Below are 18,008 nucleotides of genomic sequence, written 5' to 3'. Positions count from 1 at the left end.
CAGTGTCACGCGGCCTTGTGGCGAACGGATCTTTTTCTACAAGACGCCGTCCCAAGGCCGCGCCACACCATGGCGAAGAGCCTATGCGGACGCTACGCGGTCCTCGGCGTAGGCAAGGAGAGTACGCACCGTGCAGCCGGTTCCCTGCTTGGGTGTGTAGCCGTAGGGGCTGCCGTTATTGAAGGCCGGGCCGGCAATGTCGATGTGCGCCCAGGGAATCTGTTCGCCGTTCCTGCCCTTGCCCACAAATTCCTGAAGGAAGACGGCGGCGGTCATCATCCCGCCGTGGCGTTCGCCGATATTCGCCAGATCGGCAACCTGTGAGTCCAGGCTGGGGCGGAGCTCCTCGGGCAGGGGCATGGGCCAGACAAGCTCGCCGGCGCGGTCGGCGGCAGCCTTCAGCGGCGCAGTCACAGAGTCTGCTCCCATGATGCCGGCCGTCCGGTTTCCCAGGGCGATCAACTGTGCTCCCGTGAGGGTGGCGACATCAATGATGACGTCCGGGGATTCCTGGCCTGCGGCCACGATTCCGTCTGCCATGACCAGGCGCCCCTCGGCATCTGTATTAAGGACTTCAACGGTTTTGCCACCGAACATGGTCAGTACGTCGGAAGGGCGGGAAGCCGCTCCCGACGGCATGTTCTCGGCGATGCACAGCCAGGCCGTAGCTTTGAGCGGCAGCCCCAGTTCAGCGATGGCCAGGACAGTATTAAGCACGACGGCGGCACCGGCCATATCGCTCTTCATGTCGCCCATGCCCAGGGCAGGCTTAAGCGAGATTCCGCCGGTGTCGAAGGTGATGCCCTTGCCGACGAGGGCGATCTTCTGAGTTGCTTTCGAGGGGGCGTATTCGACCTTGACCAGGCGCGGCTGGCGGGTGGAGCCCTTGCCCACGCCCATGATGCCGCCGAAGCCTTCCTTTTCGAGGCGTTTCTCGTCCCAGACGGTCACCTTCACGGGGAGGCCTTTGGCGAGTTCCCGGGCAGCATCAGCAAATGACTCGGGGTAGAGGTGGCTGGGCGGCTGATTGACCAGGGTTCGGGTGGCGTTGACTGTTTTTCCAACCACGCGGGCCCGGCGAAGGACGGCCGGCAGGCCTTTATCCGCGGCCAGCTCGGTGAAAATTGCCACGTTGCGGACCGGATCCTTGAGGCCGTCCTGGGCGGATCGGAATTCGGTGAAGGAGTAGGCGCCCATTGCCGCACCTTCGGCGACTGCAGCGACGTCGGCGAGTGCCGCCGTCGGGAGTGCCAGGACTACTGTCCCCAGGCCGGCAAGTTGCCGCACTGCAGAACCGGCTGCCCTGCGCAGGGCCTCACCGGAGACGGCCCCGTTTGCCTCCACTGCCCCTGTGCCCACCAGCACCAGGACGGCATTGCCGGTTTCGGGCAGGCCAGGGAGGCGCATCAGCTGATCGGCCGCCCCGGTGACGCCCAGCGCTGTGAACGAGGCGGCCAGTGTTTCCGCTGCCTTGGCACTGAGCGGATTCTCCAGCAGAACCGGACCATCCGATCCCTTTCCAACCCCAACGACAACGGCGTCGGCAGCTGCCTTCTTCAGCTCGCGGGAGAGAGCAGTAAGGTTGATTTCAGTATTCTTGACCATGGGTTCGGTCCTCGATTCTCTGGGATGTACCGGGCAAGGCTGCATGTTTTGCGCCAGGCCGTGCTGTCCGGCCGCACCGGCGCAACGTCCACCGGATGAGTATCCGAAAAATGCTGTGCGCAGCCGTGCAGGCCACTTCCGATCGTAGCGCGGCACGGATGATTTGGCTGGCAGCCGGACGTATCCCGGAAATCCCGTGGCCGGGACTGCGACATCACGTAGGCAGGAATGTCCCGCGGGCCTCTTGCGTTGTAGATCTTAAACGCCCTGTAGCGCTCAATTTATACGAAAGGATCGTGCCGTGCTTGAACGGATTTCCGGTTCCCTGTTGGACCCTGACGCTCTCTATGCGGGCAACTATGGGTTGCTGCACAGCCCGGAGCTCCGCGGACTGAACCTCGTGATGGGGTTCACCGGGTTCGCCGACGCCGGCCACGTTGTCCGCCAGATCAATACCGAACTGCTCGACGTCCTGGATTCGGAGCCGGTTGCCGTCTTCGATGCCGACCAGCTCATTGACTACCGGTCGCGCCGGCCGCATATCTCCTTTGTGGAGGACCACATCGAGGACTATCAGGCGCCCCGGTTGGCCCTGTACCGGCTGCTCGACGGCCTCGGCAAACCGTTCCTCCTGCTTGCCGGGTTTGAACCTGACCTTCAGTGGGAACGCTTCGCCCGTGCAGTTGTCGGACTCGTGGAAAAGCTGGACGTCAACCTGGTGACGTGGATCCACTCCATCCCAATGCCGGTCCCGCACACGCGCCCGGTAGGGGTGACCGTGCACGGCAACAGGCCCGAACTGATCGAAGGCATTTCGGCATGGAAGCCCACGGTTGAAGTACCTGCCGCCGTGGGGCACATCCTGGAACTTCGCCTCATCGAAGCGGGACGCAATGTGGCCGGCTACGTGATCCACGTTCCGCACTACCTTGCCGACGCCGAGTACCCCACTGCTGCGGTGGCCGGCCTGGAATACCTGGGGGCAGCTGCATCCCTGATGCTGCCCACCGACCGGCTGCGCGAGGCCGGACGCGAGGTGGGACGCCAGATTGCCGAGCAGGTGAACGCTTCCGTCGATGTGCAGCAGGTGGTGGAGCGGCTTGAAGTTCGTTATGACGAGAAGGCCGAAGGTACCGTCCGGCGCTCACTGCTTGCCGACGAAAACGACGAACTGCCTAACGCGGATGCTCTGGGCGCGGCCGTCGAAGCTTACCTGGCGCGGGAGAACCCCGGGCAGTAACCTGCCGTGCCGGGCCTGCCAGCCCTCGCCGTCGGCGGGAGGGGCAGGCGGTTCGGCATAATAAGGGAGTGACTGCACCCCGCGCCTGGCTGATCTGGACCATCGGAGTTGTGTCGTACCTGGTGGCGGTAACTCAGCGGACGTCTTTTGGTGTGGTGGGGCTGGAGGCTACGGAGCGGTTCAACGCCAGCGCCTCGGCCATCTCCTTCTTTACGGTGTTGCAGCTGCTGGTTTACGCCGGATTGCAGATACCCGTGGGCGTGCTCGTAGACCGCTTCGGCTCACGGATCATGATCGCGGGCGGGGCGGTGCTCATGGCGGCCGGCCAGCTGCAGCTGGCGTTCGCTGAGAGCATCCCGGGCGGCGTTCTGGGCAGGGTCCTGGTGGGGGCCGGCGACGCCATGACTTTTATTTCGGTGATCCGGCTCATTCCGCTGTGGTTTGCGCCCGGCCGGGTGCCGCTGATCACCCAGCTGACGGGCATGTCCGGCCAGTTGGGCCAGTTAATCAGCGTGGTGCCGTTTGCTATGGTGCTGCATTCTGCAGGCTGGAACCCGGCGTTCCTGATGCTGGCCGGGATGTCAGGTGTAGCGGCGGTTCTGGTGATCGTGCTGCTGCGGGACATGCCCGCTGGAACTGTCCGCGCTGAATCGGTGCAAGGCCTGCGGGCGACGGGAGCCGCACTCAAGCGGGCCTGGCACCAGCCGGGTACCCGGCTGGGTATGTGGAGCCACTTCACCATCCAGTTCAGCGGCACCGTGTTCGCCATGACATGGGGGTACCCTTTCCTGATCTCCGGCCAGGGCCTGGAACCCACCGCAGTCGCCTTGTTGATGGCACTCTTCGTGGCAACGGGAATTGTGGTGGGTCCTTTTATTGGCCGATTCGTTTCCCGGCATCCGCTGCGAAGGTCAACCCTGGTGCTGTTGATTGCCGGGGCTACGGCCGCTGCCTGGGCCACGGTGTTGCTGATGCCCGGCAGGGCTCCGCTATGGATGCTTGTTGGCCTGGTGGTGGTCCTGGCCATCGGCGGACCGGGTTCCATGATCGGGTTCGACTTCGCAAGGACGTTCAACCCCGCCCACCGGATGGGCACAGCTACCGGAATCGTGAACGTGGGCGGTTTCTGTGCCGCCCTCATCTGCATCTTCCTGGTTGGCCTGGTCCTTGACTTCCTGTACTCCACTGGCTATTCCAACGGTGCTCTCTATGGTTTGGACCCGTTCAGGATCGCACTCAGCGTCCAGTTCCTGCTGTTGGGCTTTGGAGCTTTCGCCATTCTGGCGTCCCGCCGGAAAGTGCGCCGCCAGATGGCAGCGCAGGGAGTCAACGTTCCGCCACTATTGAAGACGCTGGCCGCACGGCGCCGGGCGCGGTTGGCCAGCCGGCACACCGGCGCTGCACCCGACTAGCCCACCACGCACAGCAGGGCCCGGGATCCAGGAGACTGTTCCTCCACACTCATGTAGGTTCACTCCTTATCCACATAGCCGGATCCGTTGCTGTAGATGCCTGACGACGTGGACCACGCTGGATACATGACAGCTTCCGCATCGATTTCAGTCAGTGGCCCCGAAGACATTCTGGGCTATATTCCGCATTCGCTGGGCTACTGGCCAGAAGACAGCCTGGTGGCCATCACGCTCCAGAGGAACCGGATCAGCGCCACCCTGCGCGTGGACCTGCCGCGCAGCACCCAGCCGGCGGACCTGATGCAGTACGCCGCCGCTGTGAGGTGCTATTTGGAGGCTGACAGCAAGGCTGACGGCGTGGTGCTGGCCGTATTCAGCGGAAAAGAGTGGGAAGACCTGCCACGTGAACACGGGCCGCTGCTGGCGGCACTGGGACAAGAGCTGGCGGGAGTAGGTCTTGGAGTCCGTGATGCGTGGTATGTCGGTAACCGGTATTGGCGGGACGCGTTGTGTGGGGACACAGGCTGTTGCCCCTGGCCTGGCAGGGACCTGCAAGAAATCCGGGACAGCCGGCTGAACGCCGAACTCATTTACCGGGGCAGCAGCGTGGGATCGGCTCCTGTCCCGCAAGCGCCCTCACCTTCGTCTTCCATGCACTATACGGACCCGCTGGAGGACGGCTGGTTCGGCAGGCTGTCCGGCCGCTCGGCCAGCCGTTCCCAGTTTGTCCTGGTGTTGGATGCATGGGAGTACGCGTTGCATCTGGCGGCGTCGGGTGGGCTGGACCAGGAGCAAATGGCTTATCTCCGCGCGGTGTTGCGTGTTCCCGCCTGGCGTGACGCGGTCCTGGTGATGTGTGCGGCGGGCCGGGCCGTTGCTTTGGACGGGGCAGAACGGTTTGCAATTTTTGACCCCGCTCGGGATGACCCTGCCTTGTCGGTCGGGTTGCCGGGGGTCGCAACCGCGTCAGCATATGCCGGTTGGCGGGACGCCGGCGCGGGCAGTTCTGCTCTGTCTGCTGCCGATGCAAGTATGGCCGTTCCAGACCCTGGCGACCATGTCCCAGACCCTGCCGACCCTGAGGCGCCGACCATCCCGGGCTATGGCGAGGTTCTGCTTGGGCTGGCCCCGGCCAAACCTCACTGGAAAAGCCTGAACGCCCTGGATCGTGTGCTGCAGCGCCTAATGGACCATGGCGGGGGTTCGGCCGGCGCCGCGGCGTCGACAGGTCGGGGGTGGATCGCCTGGTGCCGCGGCCGGGGTTCCTTCGCCGCAGCCTTCCTCCGGCAGGCTTTGGAGTTCGTTCCGGAGTACAGGCTGGCGGAACTTCTGCACGAGATGATTAGCCGGGGAACGCTTTGCGGTTGGGCTGGTAACCCGCAATCGGCCTGGCAGAAGTTTGGTGCGGACGCCGCCTGACGTTATGCGGAGATCCCCCGCGGGCATCGCAAGGTGACAGCAAGGCATCCCGGCAGGTGGCGGCCGGGCACAAGGTTTTCCGGTGAGTGGGTTGGGCAGTCGGTGCCTATCGGCAAAACCATGAGACAATGGATGCCGAGACCCGGTTGGGTCCGTGAATCAGGTGCCGCTGGAATTCCTTAATCGGGAACAAAGCGCCCTTTCCGGTGGTTGAGTTAACAGACTCTGCAAGCCGCGATTGCATCTGATGTTCATCACGGACTTGACAGGGTCATAGTGGTGTTGCCCGTATGGCGATTCCACAGACCGCCGCTAGAAAGGTTTTCTGTGACCCCGTCTTCCGCGAAGAAGGACCCCGCCGACATGGCTGAGCTGACCCCTGAGGAGAAGCAGGCCGCTACCAACGCCAAGCGTGCCGCCACCAGGGCAGCCAATAAGGCTGTTCGTGATGCCGCCGGCGAAGGCTCAGCCACTGACGCCAAGCCTGCCCCCAAAAAGCGTGGACCCAAGCCCGGCGCCAAGGCTGCCGCCGAAGCTGCCGGAAAATCCTCGCAGGATGCTGACGTTGACGACGATCAGGATATCGATGTCGACCCGGCCGAACTCGTTGAGGACGGCGAGGCCCCCGCTGCCAAGACGGATGCCGCAGCCACCGGCTCGGGTTTCGTCTATTCAGACGCGGACGACGACGACGCTCCTGTCCAGCAGGTCATGTCCGCCGGCGCAACGGCCGACCCCGTCAAGGATTACCTGAAGCAGATCGGCAAGGTGGCCCTGCTGAACGCAGAGCAGGAAGTCGATCTTGCCCTTCGCATCGAGGCGGGCCTCTTTGCCGAGGAGAAAATCGCCAAGGACGACGGTTCCATGGACCCGAAGTTCAAGCGCGAGCTTGAGTTCATCATCCACGACGGCAAGCGCGCCAAGAATCACCTGCTGGAAGCCAACCTGCGCCTGGTCGTCTCGCTGGCCAAGCGCTACACGGGCCGTGGGATGCTCTTCCTGGACCTGATCCAGGAAGGCAACCTGGGCCTTATCCGCGCGGTGGAGAAGTTCGACTACACCAAGGGCTTCAAGTTCTCCACGTACGCAACGTGGTGGATCCGCCAGGCCATCACCCGTGCCATGGCTGACCAGGCACGCACCATCCGTATCCCGGTGCACATGGTGGAGGTCATCAATAAGCTGGCCCGTGTCCAGCGCCAGATGCTTCAGGACCTTGGCCGGGAGCCGTCGCCGGAAGAGCTGGCCCTGGAATTGGACATGACTCCGGAGAAAGTCGTCGAGGTCCAGAAGTATGGCCGCGAACCGATCTCGCTGCACACGCCTCTGGGTGAGGACGGCGATTCGGAATTTGGCGATCTCATCGAGGACTCCGAAGCCGTGGTGCCGGCGGACGCCGTCAGCTTCACGTTGTTGCAGGAACAGCTCCACTCCGTCCTGGACACGTTGTCGGAGCGCGAGGCCGGCGTTGTGGCCATGCGGTTCGGCCTCACCGACGGGCAGCCTAAGACTTTAGACGAAATCGGAAAAGTCTACGGCGTTACGCGTGAGCGAATCCGCCAGATCGAATCCAAGACCATGTCCAAGCTGCGTCACCCGTCACGTTCGCAGGTGCTGCGCGACTACCTGGATTAAGCGTTCGGCCCGGTTCACTTCGGGTCAGCTACAACAAAGGCGCCGTCGGGAGCGATCCCACGGCAGCTTTGCTGTGGGCGCGTTCTGTGGCATCTGCCGCACCATGCAAAAAGCAGGGTCCCTCCGTGGAGGAACCCTGCTTTTTCTTTTTGGCTTATGGGTCTAGTCGACCGGTACCGGAGCCTTCTCGTGGAGACGCCCGGTTTCGTCGTGCCAGTCTGAGCTCAACGGCTTGAGCGTTGCTTCGACTGCACGGGCGTGGTGGCCGCAAAACAGCAGCTCCCCGCCGGAGGACTCGAGTACAACGCGGACATATGCCTGAGCTCCACAACGATCGCACCGGTCAAGTGCGTTGAGCGTTCGATCCGCTACTGCTGCTGTCATGTCGGCCTCCTAAGTAGATCTGTACCTCTATATAACCAGCATTCGAGGCCAAACAAGGCCAAGGATGGGTGACTTTCGCTGTCCGCGTATCACACCTCGGTAACGGTCAAAGTTGTTCTCCGGCACTGCAGGCGTTGCAGTCAGAGGATGTCCGCCCGGACGACTACCCTAGGAAGAGCCCTCGCGGGCGGGACTCCCGGCACTTTGACCGTCCAGCAAGCCGGAAGCCGTCCAGTATCCACCCCGGCCTTAAAGGAGCGCATCACCCGTGGCACCAAGTTCTGATTACACCGCCAGGCACCTCTCGGTCCTGGAGGGCCTTGAGGCCGTGCGCAAACGGCCCGGCATGTATATCGGTTCCACTGACTCCCGCGGATTGATGCACTGCCTTTGGGAAATCATCGACAACGCGGTTGATGAGGCCCTGGCCGGTTTCGGCCACGACATCAAGATCATCCTGCACGCGGATAATTCCGTTGAAATCCACGACGACGGCCGCGGCATCCCCATCGACGTGGAACCCAAGACCGGGCTTACCGGCGTTGAGGTTGTCTTCACGAAACTGCATGCCGGCGGAAAGTTCGGTGGCGGCTCCTACGCCGCTTCCGGCGGCCTCCACGGTGTTGGCGCCTCCGTTGTAAACGCGCTCTCGGCCAGGCTGGACGTCGAGGTGGACAGGGGCGGCAAGACGTACAAAATGTCCTTCCGCCGCGGCGAGCCCGGCCGCTTCAAAGACACCGGAACCCGCTCCGACCCGGCCGCGCCCTTCACCGCCTTTGTCGATGATTCGGTCCTGGATGTCATTGGTAAAGCAAAGCGTGGGGTGACCGGAACGCGGATCCGCTACTGGGCGGACCGGCAGATTTTTACCCAGGATGCCAAGTTTTCCTACGAGGAATTGGCAGCCCGGGCACGCCAGACCTCCTTTCTGGTCCCCGGGCTCAAGCTGACCGTCCGGGACGAGCGGAAAATTCCCGGAACGCCAGGGGAGTCGGGGCCTCATGAAGAGATCTTCCACCACGACGGCGGCATCTCCGAGTTTGCTGAGTTCCTTGCCATCGACGCGGCCGTGACTGATGTGTGGCGTCTCCACGGTTCAGGCAAGTTCAAGGAAACAGTTCCCATCATCGACGAGAAGGGCCACAGCCAGCTTGCCGAGATTGAGCGGGACTGCGAGGTGGACGTTGCTTTGCGCTGGGGGATCGGTTACGACACCACACTGCGCAGTTTCGTCAATATCATTGCCACCCCCAAGGGTGGAACGCATCAGGCCGGTTTTGAACAAGCCCTGGTCAAGACGTTCCGCAAGGCCGTGGAAAGCAACGCCCGCAAGCTCAAGGCAGGCAACGACAAAATCGAGAAGGATGATATTTTCGCCGGGCTGACGGCCGTCCTGACGGTCCGCCTGGCCGAGCCACAGTTCGAGGGCCAGACGAAGGAAATTCTGGGTACGTCGGCGGTTCGGGCGATCGTCGCGAGGGTGGTGGAGAAGGAAATTACGGCCCGGCTGAATTCTGCCAACCGTAACGACAAAGCCCAGGCTGCGCTGCTGCTGGAGAAGATCGTCAGCGAGATGAAGTCCCGCATCTCTGCCCGGGTCCATAAGGAGACCCAGCGCCGGAAAAACGCCCTCGAGACGTCCTCCATGCCCACCAAACTGGCCGACTGCAGAACCGACGACGTCAGCCGTTCAGAGCTCTTCATCGTTGAGGGTGATTCGGCGCTCGGTACGGCGAAACTGGCCCGGTCCTCGGACTTCCAGGCCCTGCTTCCCATTCGTGGCAAGATCCTCAACGTACAGAAGGCTTCTGTGGGGGACATGCTCTCCAACGCTGAATGTGCCGCTCTTATCCAGGTGGTTGGCGCCGGTTCAGGCAGGAGCTTCGCCCTCGAGGCAGCCCGTTACGGGAAGGTCATCCTGATGACTGACGCCGACGTTGACGGCGCCCACATCCGAACGTTGCTCCTGACGCTTTTTTTCAGGTACATGCGGCCCATGGTCGAGGACGGCCGGGTCTTCGCCGCCGTCCCTCCACTACACCGGGTGGAGGTCATCAACGCCGGCCAGAAGGCCAATGAGATGGTCTACACCTACTCCGAAGCTGAACTTCATACGCTCCTGGCAAGACTTGCCAAGGAGGGCAAGCGCTACAAGGAACCCATCCAGCGCTACAAGGGCCTGGGCGAAATGGATGCCGAACAGTTGGCCGAGACCACCATGGATCCCCGGCACCGGACCCTGCGCAAGGTCAATATCGAAAACGCCCAGCAGGCAGAGGCGGTCTTCGACCTGCTGATGGGCTCTGACGTGGCTCCGCGCAAGGACTTCATCATCGCCGGAGCATCCAGCCTCGACCGGGAACGCATCGACGCCTAGCCGAGGGCGGGACCAGCTACCCCAACAGGCCGGGGACGATCAGCAGGGCAGTCGGCACGGCAAGGAGCAGGGCGCTGAGCGCCAGGACGGCAGCTGTCACCCAGCGGGGCAGCGGAGGCTGGGTTAAGAGCAGCCTGCTGACGCGCGACGCCGTGGTGCGGGCTGAGACAGAGCCGGCGGCAGAATTTGCGTCCAGTCCGTTCATCCCTGGCGCGCCGGTTGCCCGGCCGGCCACTGCTGCCGGCGGCTGCATGGCCGGGTTGCCTTCCGGGCCGGCAGCCACTATCGCAATGGCCTTAATGAGTGTCTGACGGCTGACTTCCTTCAGCGCAACATCGTCTGCCAGCATTTCGATCAGCGAGTTGACAGCCTGCTGGGCGAGGAGCGTCGTGGGCAGCCAGGGGAGTGCCTGACGCCATGCGGCGAACACCCATAACAGCAGGTGATGGCGCTGAACCAGGTGGGCATTTTCGTGGCACAACACGGCGCGCAGTTCGTCGGGCTCCAAGGCTGACATCAATCCGTCGGAGAGAACAGTGATGGACCGCGCTCCGCCGGGAAGGCAGTAGGCCACTGGTGAATCGTGGCTGATGACCATGGTGCCGGCACGCCCGGGCGACGGGGAAGCCAGCAGTTCCAGGAGTTCACGGTGGCGCTTGCGCTGGCGCTGGATCCTGATGTACGTGAGAAGGAGCGTAAACACCAGGTGTGCCGTCAGGAGCGCGGCAGCGGATAGTGCAAACAGGTGCCAGAAGCCAAGTGCCGTGATAGGTGCATTGAAAAGCACCATGGAAGCCAGGCCCCGTAGCCCGGCCACCAGGTTGTCACCCAGCGGCTCCAGGCCATAGACGAGCATCGCGCCGATCATGGAGAGGCCGCCGGCCAGCCCTACCGCCTGCCAGAGGATCATTGCCGTAAACGGCGAGCGGGCAGGCCATTGTGCCCTGGACAGGAGTACCGGTACCGGCCAGGCCAGTATTACCGCCAGGGCGGCCAGCAGGTACGAGGCCCAGAACATGGAGCCTTAGTCGCGACCGAGCAGTTTGCGCAGGCTTTCCGCTTCGCTCGGGCTGACCGAGCCGATGAACCGTGCCAGAACGGCTTCGCGGTCGGGCGCTGAGCCCAGGACCTCGTGCATCAGTTCGGCTGTGTGATCCTCCCGGCTCGAAACAGCCTGGTAACGGTGCGGGCGCATACCGCGCTCACGCTCCACAAGGCCTTTTTTCTCAAGCCTTGAAAGGACCGTAAGAACAGTGGTGACTGCCAGTTCCTTGCCCTCGTGGCCGGCGGTGCCTGCCGCCGCTTCAGTGCTTTGGGCCAGCCTGTCGCGCAGGGTGTTGGCCGTGGCTGCTTCCTGGCCTGCCCAGAGCAGGTCCATAACCGCCCGTTCCAGTTCGCCGAGACTCGCCATTCATCAAATCCTTACAATCCGTGCACCGGTGCTGTCAGCGTCCGGTATCAAATAATCGTGACCTGGAACTAAAGTTACCCTTTTTCCGCCAGGCTTTCTACATCAGGTAGAACGAACGGTGCGGCGTGGCGCAGAGGAGGGCGGCGCGTGTGCTCTGCGACGGTTTACACCCCCGGCCATCTGTTCTACACTCTGTAGAAGACGGAAGTTCTACAATGCGTAGAAGTTCATCCGACTCGGAGAGCAACATTAGGGGACCCGCTTGGAAGCCTTGGAAATTGCGCGGTGGCAGTTCGGTATCACCACGGTGTACCACTTCATGATGGTGCCCCTCACCATCGGCCTGGGCCTCCTCGTGGCCATCATGCAGACTCTGTGGCACCGCACGGGGAAACCCGAATTCCTGCGGATGACCAAGTTCTGGGGCAAGCTGTTCCTGATCAACTTCATCATGGGCGTGGCGACAGGGATCGTCCAGGAATTCCAGTTCGGAATGGCCTGGAGTGAGTACAGCCGGTTCGTCGGGGACGTGTTTGGCGCGCCTCTGGCCCTTGAAGCCTTGCTGGCGTTCTTCGTGGAATCCACGTTCCTGGGCCTGTGGATCTTCGGCTGGAAGCAGTTGAAGCCGGCAGTTCACCTCGCTTGCCTGTGGATCGCCGTAGTCGGCTCCATCTTCTCGGCGTACTTCATTATCGTTGCGAACAGCTGGATGCAGCATCCGGTCGGCGTCGAGCTGATCGACGGGCGTCCGGTGATGGTCGACGCCTGGGCAGTGTTCACGAACAACACAGCTCTGGTGGCCGTCCCGCACACTCTCTTTGGCGCCCTGGCCGTGGCCGGCGGATTCCTGTTGGGCATCGCCTGGTACCACCTGTGGCGACGCCGCAAGGACGGCATCGACACCATCGGACCGGACGGCAAGGCAGTGCCTGGTACCAGCGATATCCCGGGCCGCGACCGGGCAGACCACACGGTCTGGATTCGCTCGTTGCGGATCGGCGCCGTCGTGGCCATGATCTCCTTCGCCGGCACCGCGCTTACCGGTGACCTCCAAGGCAAGCTGATGTTCGAACAGCAGCCCATGAAGATGGCTGCGGCCGAGGCTGCCTGCCACGACGGAACCGGATTCTCCGTGCTGAGCGTTGGAAACCTGGGGTCCCAGAACTGCGACGAGATCGTTGCCCTGATCGAAGTCCCCGGCATTCTGTCCTATCTGGCCAAGGGTGACTTCACCACGGAAATCCGGGGCGTCAACAGCCTCGTGGAGGATTACAAGGCCAACTACGGCACCAACCTGCCCGACGATCCCATGTACGGCGAGCGGGCCGGCCAGGAGATCGACTACGTGCCTGTTATGGAAGTGACGTACTGGGGCTTCCGAATGATGATCGGCTTCGGTGGCCTGGCGGCGGCCGCCGCCCTGGCAGCCCTGTGGATCACCCGCAAGGGCACCGTCCCGGAATCACAGTGGCTGATGCGGCTGGCTGTCCTGGGCATCCTGGCCCCGTTTGGCGCCAATGCCGCCGGTTGGATATTCACGGAGATGGGCCGCCAGCCCTTTGTGGTGGCACCCAATCCCGACCTCAACGGAATCGACCAGGTGTTTATGTTCACGGCGGCCGCGGTTTCGCCTGGAGTAAGCGCCGGCGAGCTCCTCACCTCGCTGGTAGTCCTGACAGCCATCTACGCGCTGTTGCTGGTGGTTGAGGTCAAGCTGCTGGTCAAGTACATCCGCGGCGGCGTGGTTGCCGGGATGCCGGAACTCGCTCATGCGCCATCGGGCCGTGACGGTGACAGCAACGACGGCGACACTGACGAAGACGACCGGAACCGGGATGACGTCCTGGCTTTCGCTTACTAGGAGCAAGGGAAGCTACTGATGGAACTCCTGCCCACTATCTGGTTCATCGCGATCGCCGTCCTGTGGACCGGTTACCTCTTCCTCGAAGGGTTTGATCTGGGAGTGGGGATGCTGATGAAGACCTTCGCCCGGGACAATACAGAACGCCGGGTTCTGCTCAATACCATCGGTCCGGTCTGGGACGGCAATGAGGTATGGCTGCTCACGGCCGCCGGAGCCACGTTCGCTGCCTTCCCGTTCTGGTACGCATCCCTCTTCTCCGCCTTGTACGGGCCGCTGCTGGTGGTGCTGGTTGCCCTGATCTTCCGCGCCGTGGCCTTCGAATACCGCGGCAAGGTGGATTCGGTCCAGTGGCGCAACCGCTGGGACTGGGCGATAGCTGTTGGCTCATTCCTCGCAGCCTTCGGCGTGGGCGCCGCCCTCGCCCTCACCACAACCGGGTTGCCGCTGAACGCCAACGGTGACCGGCAGGGTGGCCCGCTCGCCTGGTTCAGCTGGTACGCAGTTTTGGGCGGGCTGGCCGTGGTGGGCTTCGCCCTGGTGCACGCCCTCGCCTTCCTTGCACTGAAGACCGACGGCGACGTGCGGCACCGCGCCCGGCTCTGGTTTGCCCGGCTGCTGCCGTTCCTTCTGCTGCCGCTGGTCGGATGGGCCCTGGCTGTCCAGTTGCTGACGGGCAACATCTGGACAACCCTCGCCGTCGCCCTGGCGGCCGCCTGTGCCGCCTGTTCCTGGCGCTCGGCGCGGCGGGGAAATGAAGGCCGGGCCTTTATGGGCCTCGGTGCATTCCTGCTGCTGGGCAGCGCAGCCATTTTCGGCGCAGCCTTTCCTGTAGTGCTGCCGTCGACCATCAGCCCGGAATTCGATCTGACCATCTACAACGCCTCGGCATCGGATTACACCCTGGGCCTGATGAGCATCGTGGCGGCAGTGGGGCTGCCCCTGGTCATCGCGTACCAGTCCTGGACCTATTGGGTGTTCCGCCGCCGCGTCAGCGCGGACCACATTCCGGCGGCACACGGGTTCCTTCCGGCGATCGCCGCCAGGGTGCTGGTCAGCGACGAGGCTGCCGCCAGGAGCAGTGACCAACCGTGAGGCCGGCGTTTCCAAACGGAACGGCCACGCGTGGTGCCCTCTATTGGCTGGGCTTCCTGGCGGCCCTGAAGGCCCTGGCCCTGGTGCTCATGGCACAGGCCGTAGCCGCCATGCTGGCGGGACTTGCCGGCGGCGTTACCGGTTGGCGCGAGGAACTGGTGTGGGGGGTGGCGGGGGCGATGCTCCGGGCCGCGTTAGTGTGGGCCCAGGGCGTTGCGGCCCGGCGGGCAGCCTTTGGGGTTAAGGAAGAGCTCCGTTCCCGTCTCTTGCACCACGCGCTGGATCCGCAGGCAGCGGTGGGAACCGGCACGCCCATGAACGACGGTGGCGTGGCCGTCCTGGCAACACGTGGCCTGGACGCCCTGGATAATTACTACACCCAGTTCCTTCCTGCCCTGATCAACTGCGCCACCGTCCCCTTGTTGCTCGGAGCCAGAATTCTCTTCGCCGACTGGGTCAGCGCCGTAGTGATTGTGTTGACGGTGCCCCTGGTGCCAGTCTTTATGATCCTGATCGGACGGTACACCGAGGACAGGGTCGGTGAAGCCCAGGCGACCCTGCGCCGGCTGTCGGGCCACATTCTCGAACTGGCCAAGGGGCTCCCGGTCCTGGTGGGCCTTGGCCGTGCGAGTGAGCAGCGGGCGGCCCTCGAGGAAATCTCCGAGCAATACCGGCACCGGACCATGGGTACCCTGCGCACGGCGTTCCTTTCGGCACTGGCGCTTGAGCTCATCGCCACGATCTCCGTAGCTGTGGTGGCCGTCTTCATCGGCGTGCGGCTTGTGGCCGGGGATATGGCGCTGGAGGCCGGGCTGCTGGCACTCATCCTTGCCCCCGACTGCTACCTGCCCCTGCGTGAACTGGGCACCGCCCACCACGCCAGTGACGACGGCCGCGCGGCACTTGCGTCGGCCAACGACGTGCTGGACGGAACCGGCGAGCCGGACGCCGGCAGCGGCGTGCGTTCGGCAGCCACCCCTGCCGGGGCCGGTTCGGCAGCAGCCGAAGCCGCCGCAGGCGTGGGGAACGATGCTCCGGGCGTCCACGTGTCCGGCCTGTTGGTGAGGTACACGGGCCGGGAGGCCGCCGCCGTCGGGCCCGTCAATTTCCACGCCCCCGCCGGCCGGATTACGGCCCTTGCCGGACCCAGCGGCACGGGAAAGAGCACTGTTCTTGGCGTCCTGGCGGGCACCATCCGCAACGGCTCCGGAGCCTCGGTGGCCGGCAGGGTATCCGGTGTCCCGGACGCCGGTGTCGCCTGGGTTCCGCAGCACCCGGTGATGCTCGAAGAGACCGTGCTCGGGGAAGTCCTCCTGTACCTCGGCCGCAATCCCGGCTGGGTGCCTGTGCAAGAAAAGGCGCAAGGAAAAGGACAAGAAAAGGGGTGGGAGAGCGGCGAGGCCGGGCAGCTGGCGCTTGAACTGCTGGACAGGGTTTCCGCCTCGCATCTGGCGGCAAAGCACCCGTCCGAGCTCAGCCCCGGGGAACTGCGTCGGGTTGCCGTTGCCCGCGGACTGGCCCGGCTCCAGGCCGGTGCCACTGTCCTGTTGCTTGACGAACCCACCACGCATCTTGATGCCGTGAGCGCCGGTGCAGTGCGCTCCGCCATCATCGCGCTGCCGGATTCGGTTACCGTGATCCTCGTTGCCCATGACCCGGACACGAGTGCGCTCGCGGACCACGTGGTGATCATTGGGGCGGGCCCCGGCACCGGGCCCGTAACGGCGTCCGGAACCGGAGCAGTGGCGGATGTGCCGGTGTCAGGCACGGGCCATGGCAACATTCAGGCCAACCACCCGGCAGCCCGCCCCTCCAACCCGGCAGGAACGGCGGTGACACCGGATACGGGGTCAGCGCCGCTGCCACCCGGAACCTTCCGTGCGCTTGCCGGGGTCCTGGGTCCGGTATGGCCACGTCTCGCAGGTGCCTGCATCGTAGGCGCCCTGGCCGCGCTGTTTGCGGTAGCTCTTTCCGCATTGTCCGGGTGGCTCATCATCCGGGCCAGCGAGCAACCGCCCATCCTGTACCTGCTTGGTGCCATCGTAGGTGTACGGTTCTTCGGCATCGGCCGGGCCGTGCTGCGCTACTGGGAACGCCTGCTGACACACGATGCCGTCTTCGCCGGGATGACCCGGCTTCGCGGCTCACTGTGGGAATCGCTGAGCCGGAGGGCGCTGCAGCTCAGGCGGCTGCTGCGGGGCGGCAATGTCCTCGGAACCGTAGTTGACGACGTCGACACCCTGAGGGAACTGCTGCCCCGGGTGATCCTGCCACCCCTTGCGGCGGTTATCGTCGCGGGAGCCGCCGTTGTGGCTACGGCGGTTCTGTTGCCCCCGGCAGTTCCTGCAGTGGTTATCTGCGCCCTCGTTTGCCTCGTGGTATCCCCGGTCCTTGCCCTTGCGGCAGACCGCAAGGCGGCGCAGGCCGAGCAGCAATTGCGCTCGCTGGTGTTGCGCCGGATCACCTTGGCGCTGGATGCCAGGGCCGAACTGTCCGCCAATGGCCTCGCACCGGCCGTGCTCGACGAACTGCGCGCCCGCGACAGGGCGGCAACGGCAGCTGCCCAGCGTTCGGCCTGGGCCGAAGGGATCGGCCAGGCCACCACTGTCCTGGCATGCACATTGGCCGCGTTGGCCTCGGGTGTGCTGGCCGCCCCGGCCGTGGAGGACGGATTGGTCCCGGGGCTGGCGGCGGCTGTCGTATTGATGCAGCTGGCACTCATAGAGCCCTATGCAGCGGTGGTGTCCGCCGTCCGGCAGGCACCGGCCCTGGCAATGGTCCTGCAGCGCCTTGGCCGAACTGGTGCCCTTTCAGCTGCGGCCGGTGATGACGGCCAGGGCGACGGTATCGTGGCTGTTCCCGATCGTCTGCTCGGCCTTCCCGGCCTGGAGCTGGAGAACGTCGCTGCGGCCTGGCCCGGCGGCAGCCCGGTGTTCAGTGGCCTTACCGCCCAGGGGGATCCCGGCCGCTGGCTGGTGGTTTCCGGACCATCCGGTTCCGGAAAATCCACGCTGCTGTCCGTGTTGCTCGGCTTCCTGCCGGTGTACGACGGCACGGCACGGGTCACGGGGGCGGCGGCCTGGTGCCCGCAGGACGCCCATCTCTTCGATTCCACGGTTCGCGGCAACCTGCTCCTCGCCCGTCCCGCCGACCGGAAACCCACAGACAGTGAGCTCCTGGCGGCACTGGACGCCGTCGGACTTGGACCGCTGCTTGCCGCTGTCCCGGAAGGGCTGGACGCGAGGATCGGTCCCGGCGGTTCTTTCCTGAGCGGCGGGGAGCGGCAGCGGCTCGCCATGGCGCGGACACTGCTCACCGGTGCGCCGGTGCTGTTGCTGGACGAGCCAACAGCCCACCTGGACGCGGCCGCGGCCCGGGAGCTGCTGGCCCAGCTGCGGACGGGGCTACGGGACGTCACGGTGGTGATGGTGACGCACAACGTTGTTGACATACATCCTGACGACTCCCGGCTGGAGCTGCCGGGACAGGACCGGGAAAGCTCCGCCGAGCCGAGCCAGGCAGGCCACGGCACGGCGCTGCTGGCAGCGGGGGCCGGCCGTCAGTAGCCT

Annotated in this window: 12 protein-coding genes; 8 read left to right on the top strand and 4 right to left on the bottom strand. The window is 64.3% G+C overall.

Features of this window, described 5'->3' with window-relative positions:
* Positions 1 to 81: 81 nt before the first annotated feature.
* Positions 82 to 1,605, bottom strand: a complete 1,524-nt coding sequence (locus tag AC50X5_RS11920; protein WP_494976301.1) for a leucyl aminopeptidase — start codon at positions 1,603 to 1,605, stop codon at positions 82 to 84.
* 301 nt (positions 1,606 to 1,906) lie between these two features.
* Here AC50X5_RS11920 and AC50X5_RS11915 point away from each other — a divergent pair, with 301 nt between their 5' ends.
* From AC50X5_RS11915 to AC50X5_RS11900, 4 genes are all read left to right on the top strand, one after another.
* Positions 1,907 to 2,845 (top strand): proteasome assembly chaperone family protein, encoded by a 939-nt coding sequence (locus AC50X5_RS11915; protein ID WP_463937610.1) that lies wholly within the window; start codon positions 1,907 to 1,909, stop codon positions 2,843 to 2,845.
* A gap of 68 nt (positions 2,846 to 2,913) precedes the next feature.
* Positions 2,914 to 4,257 (top strand): MFS transporter, encoded by a 1,344-nt coding sequence (locus AC50X5_RS11910; protein ID WP_494976300.1) that lies wholly within the window; start codon positions 2,914 to 2,916, stop codon positions 4,255 to 4,257.
* Between the two features lie 126 nt (positions 4,258 to 4,383).
* Positions 4,384 to 5,676, top strand: a complete 1,293-nt coding sequence (locus AC50X5_RS11905; protein WP_494976299.1) for a DUF4192 domain-containing protein — start codon at positions 4,384 to 4,386, stop codon at positions 5,674 to 5,676.
* A 327-nt stretch (positions 5,677 to 6,003) separates the two neighbouring features.
* Positions 6,004 to 7,311, top strand: a complete 1,308-nt coding sequence (locus AC50X5_RS11900; RefSeq protein WP_494976298.1) for an RNA polymerase sigma factor — start codon at positions 6,004 to 6,006, stop codon at positions 7,309 to 7,311.
* A gap of 162 nt (positions 7,312 to 7,473) precedes the next feature.
* On the opposite strand, the gene AC50X5_RS11895 is transcribed toward AC50X5_RS11900, so the two are convergent.
* Complete coding sequence (locus tag AC50X5_RS11895) at positions 7,474 to 7,695, bottom strand: DUF7455 domain-containing protein (protein ID WP_463937614.1); 222 nt, start codon at positions 7,693 to 7,695, stop codon at positions 7,474 to 7,476.
* A 268-nt stretch (positions 7,696 to 7,963) separates the two neighbouring features.
* On the opposite strand from AC50X5_RS11895, the gene AC50X5_RS11890 reads away from it, so the two are divergent.
* Entirely contained in the window at positions 7,964 to 10,072 is a 2,109-nt protein-coding gene (locus AC50X5_RS11890; RefSeq protein WP_494976297.1) for a DNA gyrase/topoisomerase IV subunit B, read from the top strand.
* Between the two features lie 16 nt (positions 10,073 to 10,088).
* Here the strand turns inward: AC50X5_RS11890 and AC50X5_RS11885 are convergent, their stop codons facing one another.
* Both AC50X5_RS11885 and AC50X5_RS11880 read right to left on the bottom strand, forming a co-directional pair.
* Complete coding sequence (locus AC50X5_RS11885; protein ID WP_494976296.1) at positions 10,089 to 11,090, bottom strand: M56 family metallopeptidase; 1,002 nt, start codon at positions 11,088 to 11,090, stop codon at positions 10,089 to 10,091.
* Between the two features lie 6 nt (positions 11,091 to 11,096).
* Positions 11,097 to 11,483 carry a BlaI/MecI/CopY family transcriptional regulator gene (locus AC50X5_RS11880; protein ID WP_463937617.1) on the bottom strand — a complete coding sequence of 129 codons (387 nt, stop codon included), beginning with the start codon at positions 11,481 to 11,483 and terminating at the stop codon, positions 11,097 to 11,099.
* Between the two features lie 262 nt (positions 11,484 to 11,745).
* Here AC50X5_RS11880 and AC50X5_RS11875 point away from each other — a divergent pair, with 262 nt between their 5' ends.
* The 3 genes from AC50X5_RS11875 to cydD are packed head-to-tail and all read left to right on the top strand — an operon-like array spanning position 11,746 to position 18,005.
* Positions 11,746 to 13,344, top strand: a complete 1,599-nt coding sequence (locus AC50X5_RS11875) for a cytochrome ubiquinol oxidase subunit I (RefSeq protein ID WP_494976295.1) — start codon at positions 11,746 to 11,748, stop codon at positions 13,342 to 13,344.
* A gap of 18 nt (positions 13,345 to 13,362) precedes the next feature.
* Positions 13,363 to 14,439: a cytochrome d ubiquinol oxidase subunit II gene (gene cydB, locus AC50X5_RS11870; RefSeq protein WP_494976294.1), complete on the top strand. Its 1,077-nt coding sequence runs from the start codon at positions 13,363 to 13,365 to the stop codon at positions 14,437 to 14,439.
* Complete coding sequence (cydD, locus tag AC50X5_RS11865; protein WP_494976293.1) at positions 14,436 to 18,005, top strand: thiol reductant ABC exporter subunit CydD; 3,570 nt, start codon at positions 14,436 to 14,438, stop codon at positions 18,003 to 18,005. Before cydB ends, cydD begins: the two co-directional genes overlap by 4 nt.
* Positions 18,006 to 18,008: the final 3 nt, after the last annotated feature.

The sequence above is a fragment of the Pseudarthrobacter sp. MDT1-40-2 genome, assembly GCF_059383595.1.
Note: the sequence above shows the minus strand (reverse complement) of the source record. Positions and strands in the feature narration are given on the sequence as shown.

Excerpts from the sequence above, each read along its gene's own strand:
- cydB (WP_494976294.1), top strand. The coding sequence starts at position 13,363 with ATGGAACTCCTGCCCACTATCTGGTTCATCGCGATCGCCGTCCTGTGG.
- AC50X5_RS11880 (WP_463937617.1), bottom strand. The coding sequence starts at position 11,483 with ATGGCGAGTCTCGGCGAACTGGAACGGGCGGTTATGGACCTGCTCTGG.
- AC50X5_RS11920 (WP_494976301.1), bottom strand. The coding sequence starts at position 1,605 with ATGGTCAAGAATACTGAAATCAACCTTACTGCTCTCTCCCGCGAGCTG.
- AC50X5_RS11885 (WP_494976296.1), bottom strand. The coding sequence starts at position 11,090 with ATGTTCTGGGCCTCGTACCTGCTGGCCGCCCTGGCGGTAATACTGGCC.
- AC50X5_RS11895 (WP_463937614.1), bottom strand. The coding sequence starts at position 7,695 with ATGACAGCAGCAGTAGCGGATCGAACGCTCAACGCACTTGACCGGTGC.
- AC50X5_RS11905 (WP_494976299.1), top strand. The coding sequence starts at position 4,384 with ATGACAGCTTCCGCATCGATTTCAGTCAGTGGCCCCGAAGACATTCTG.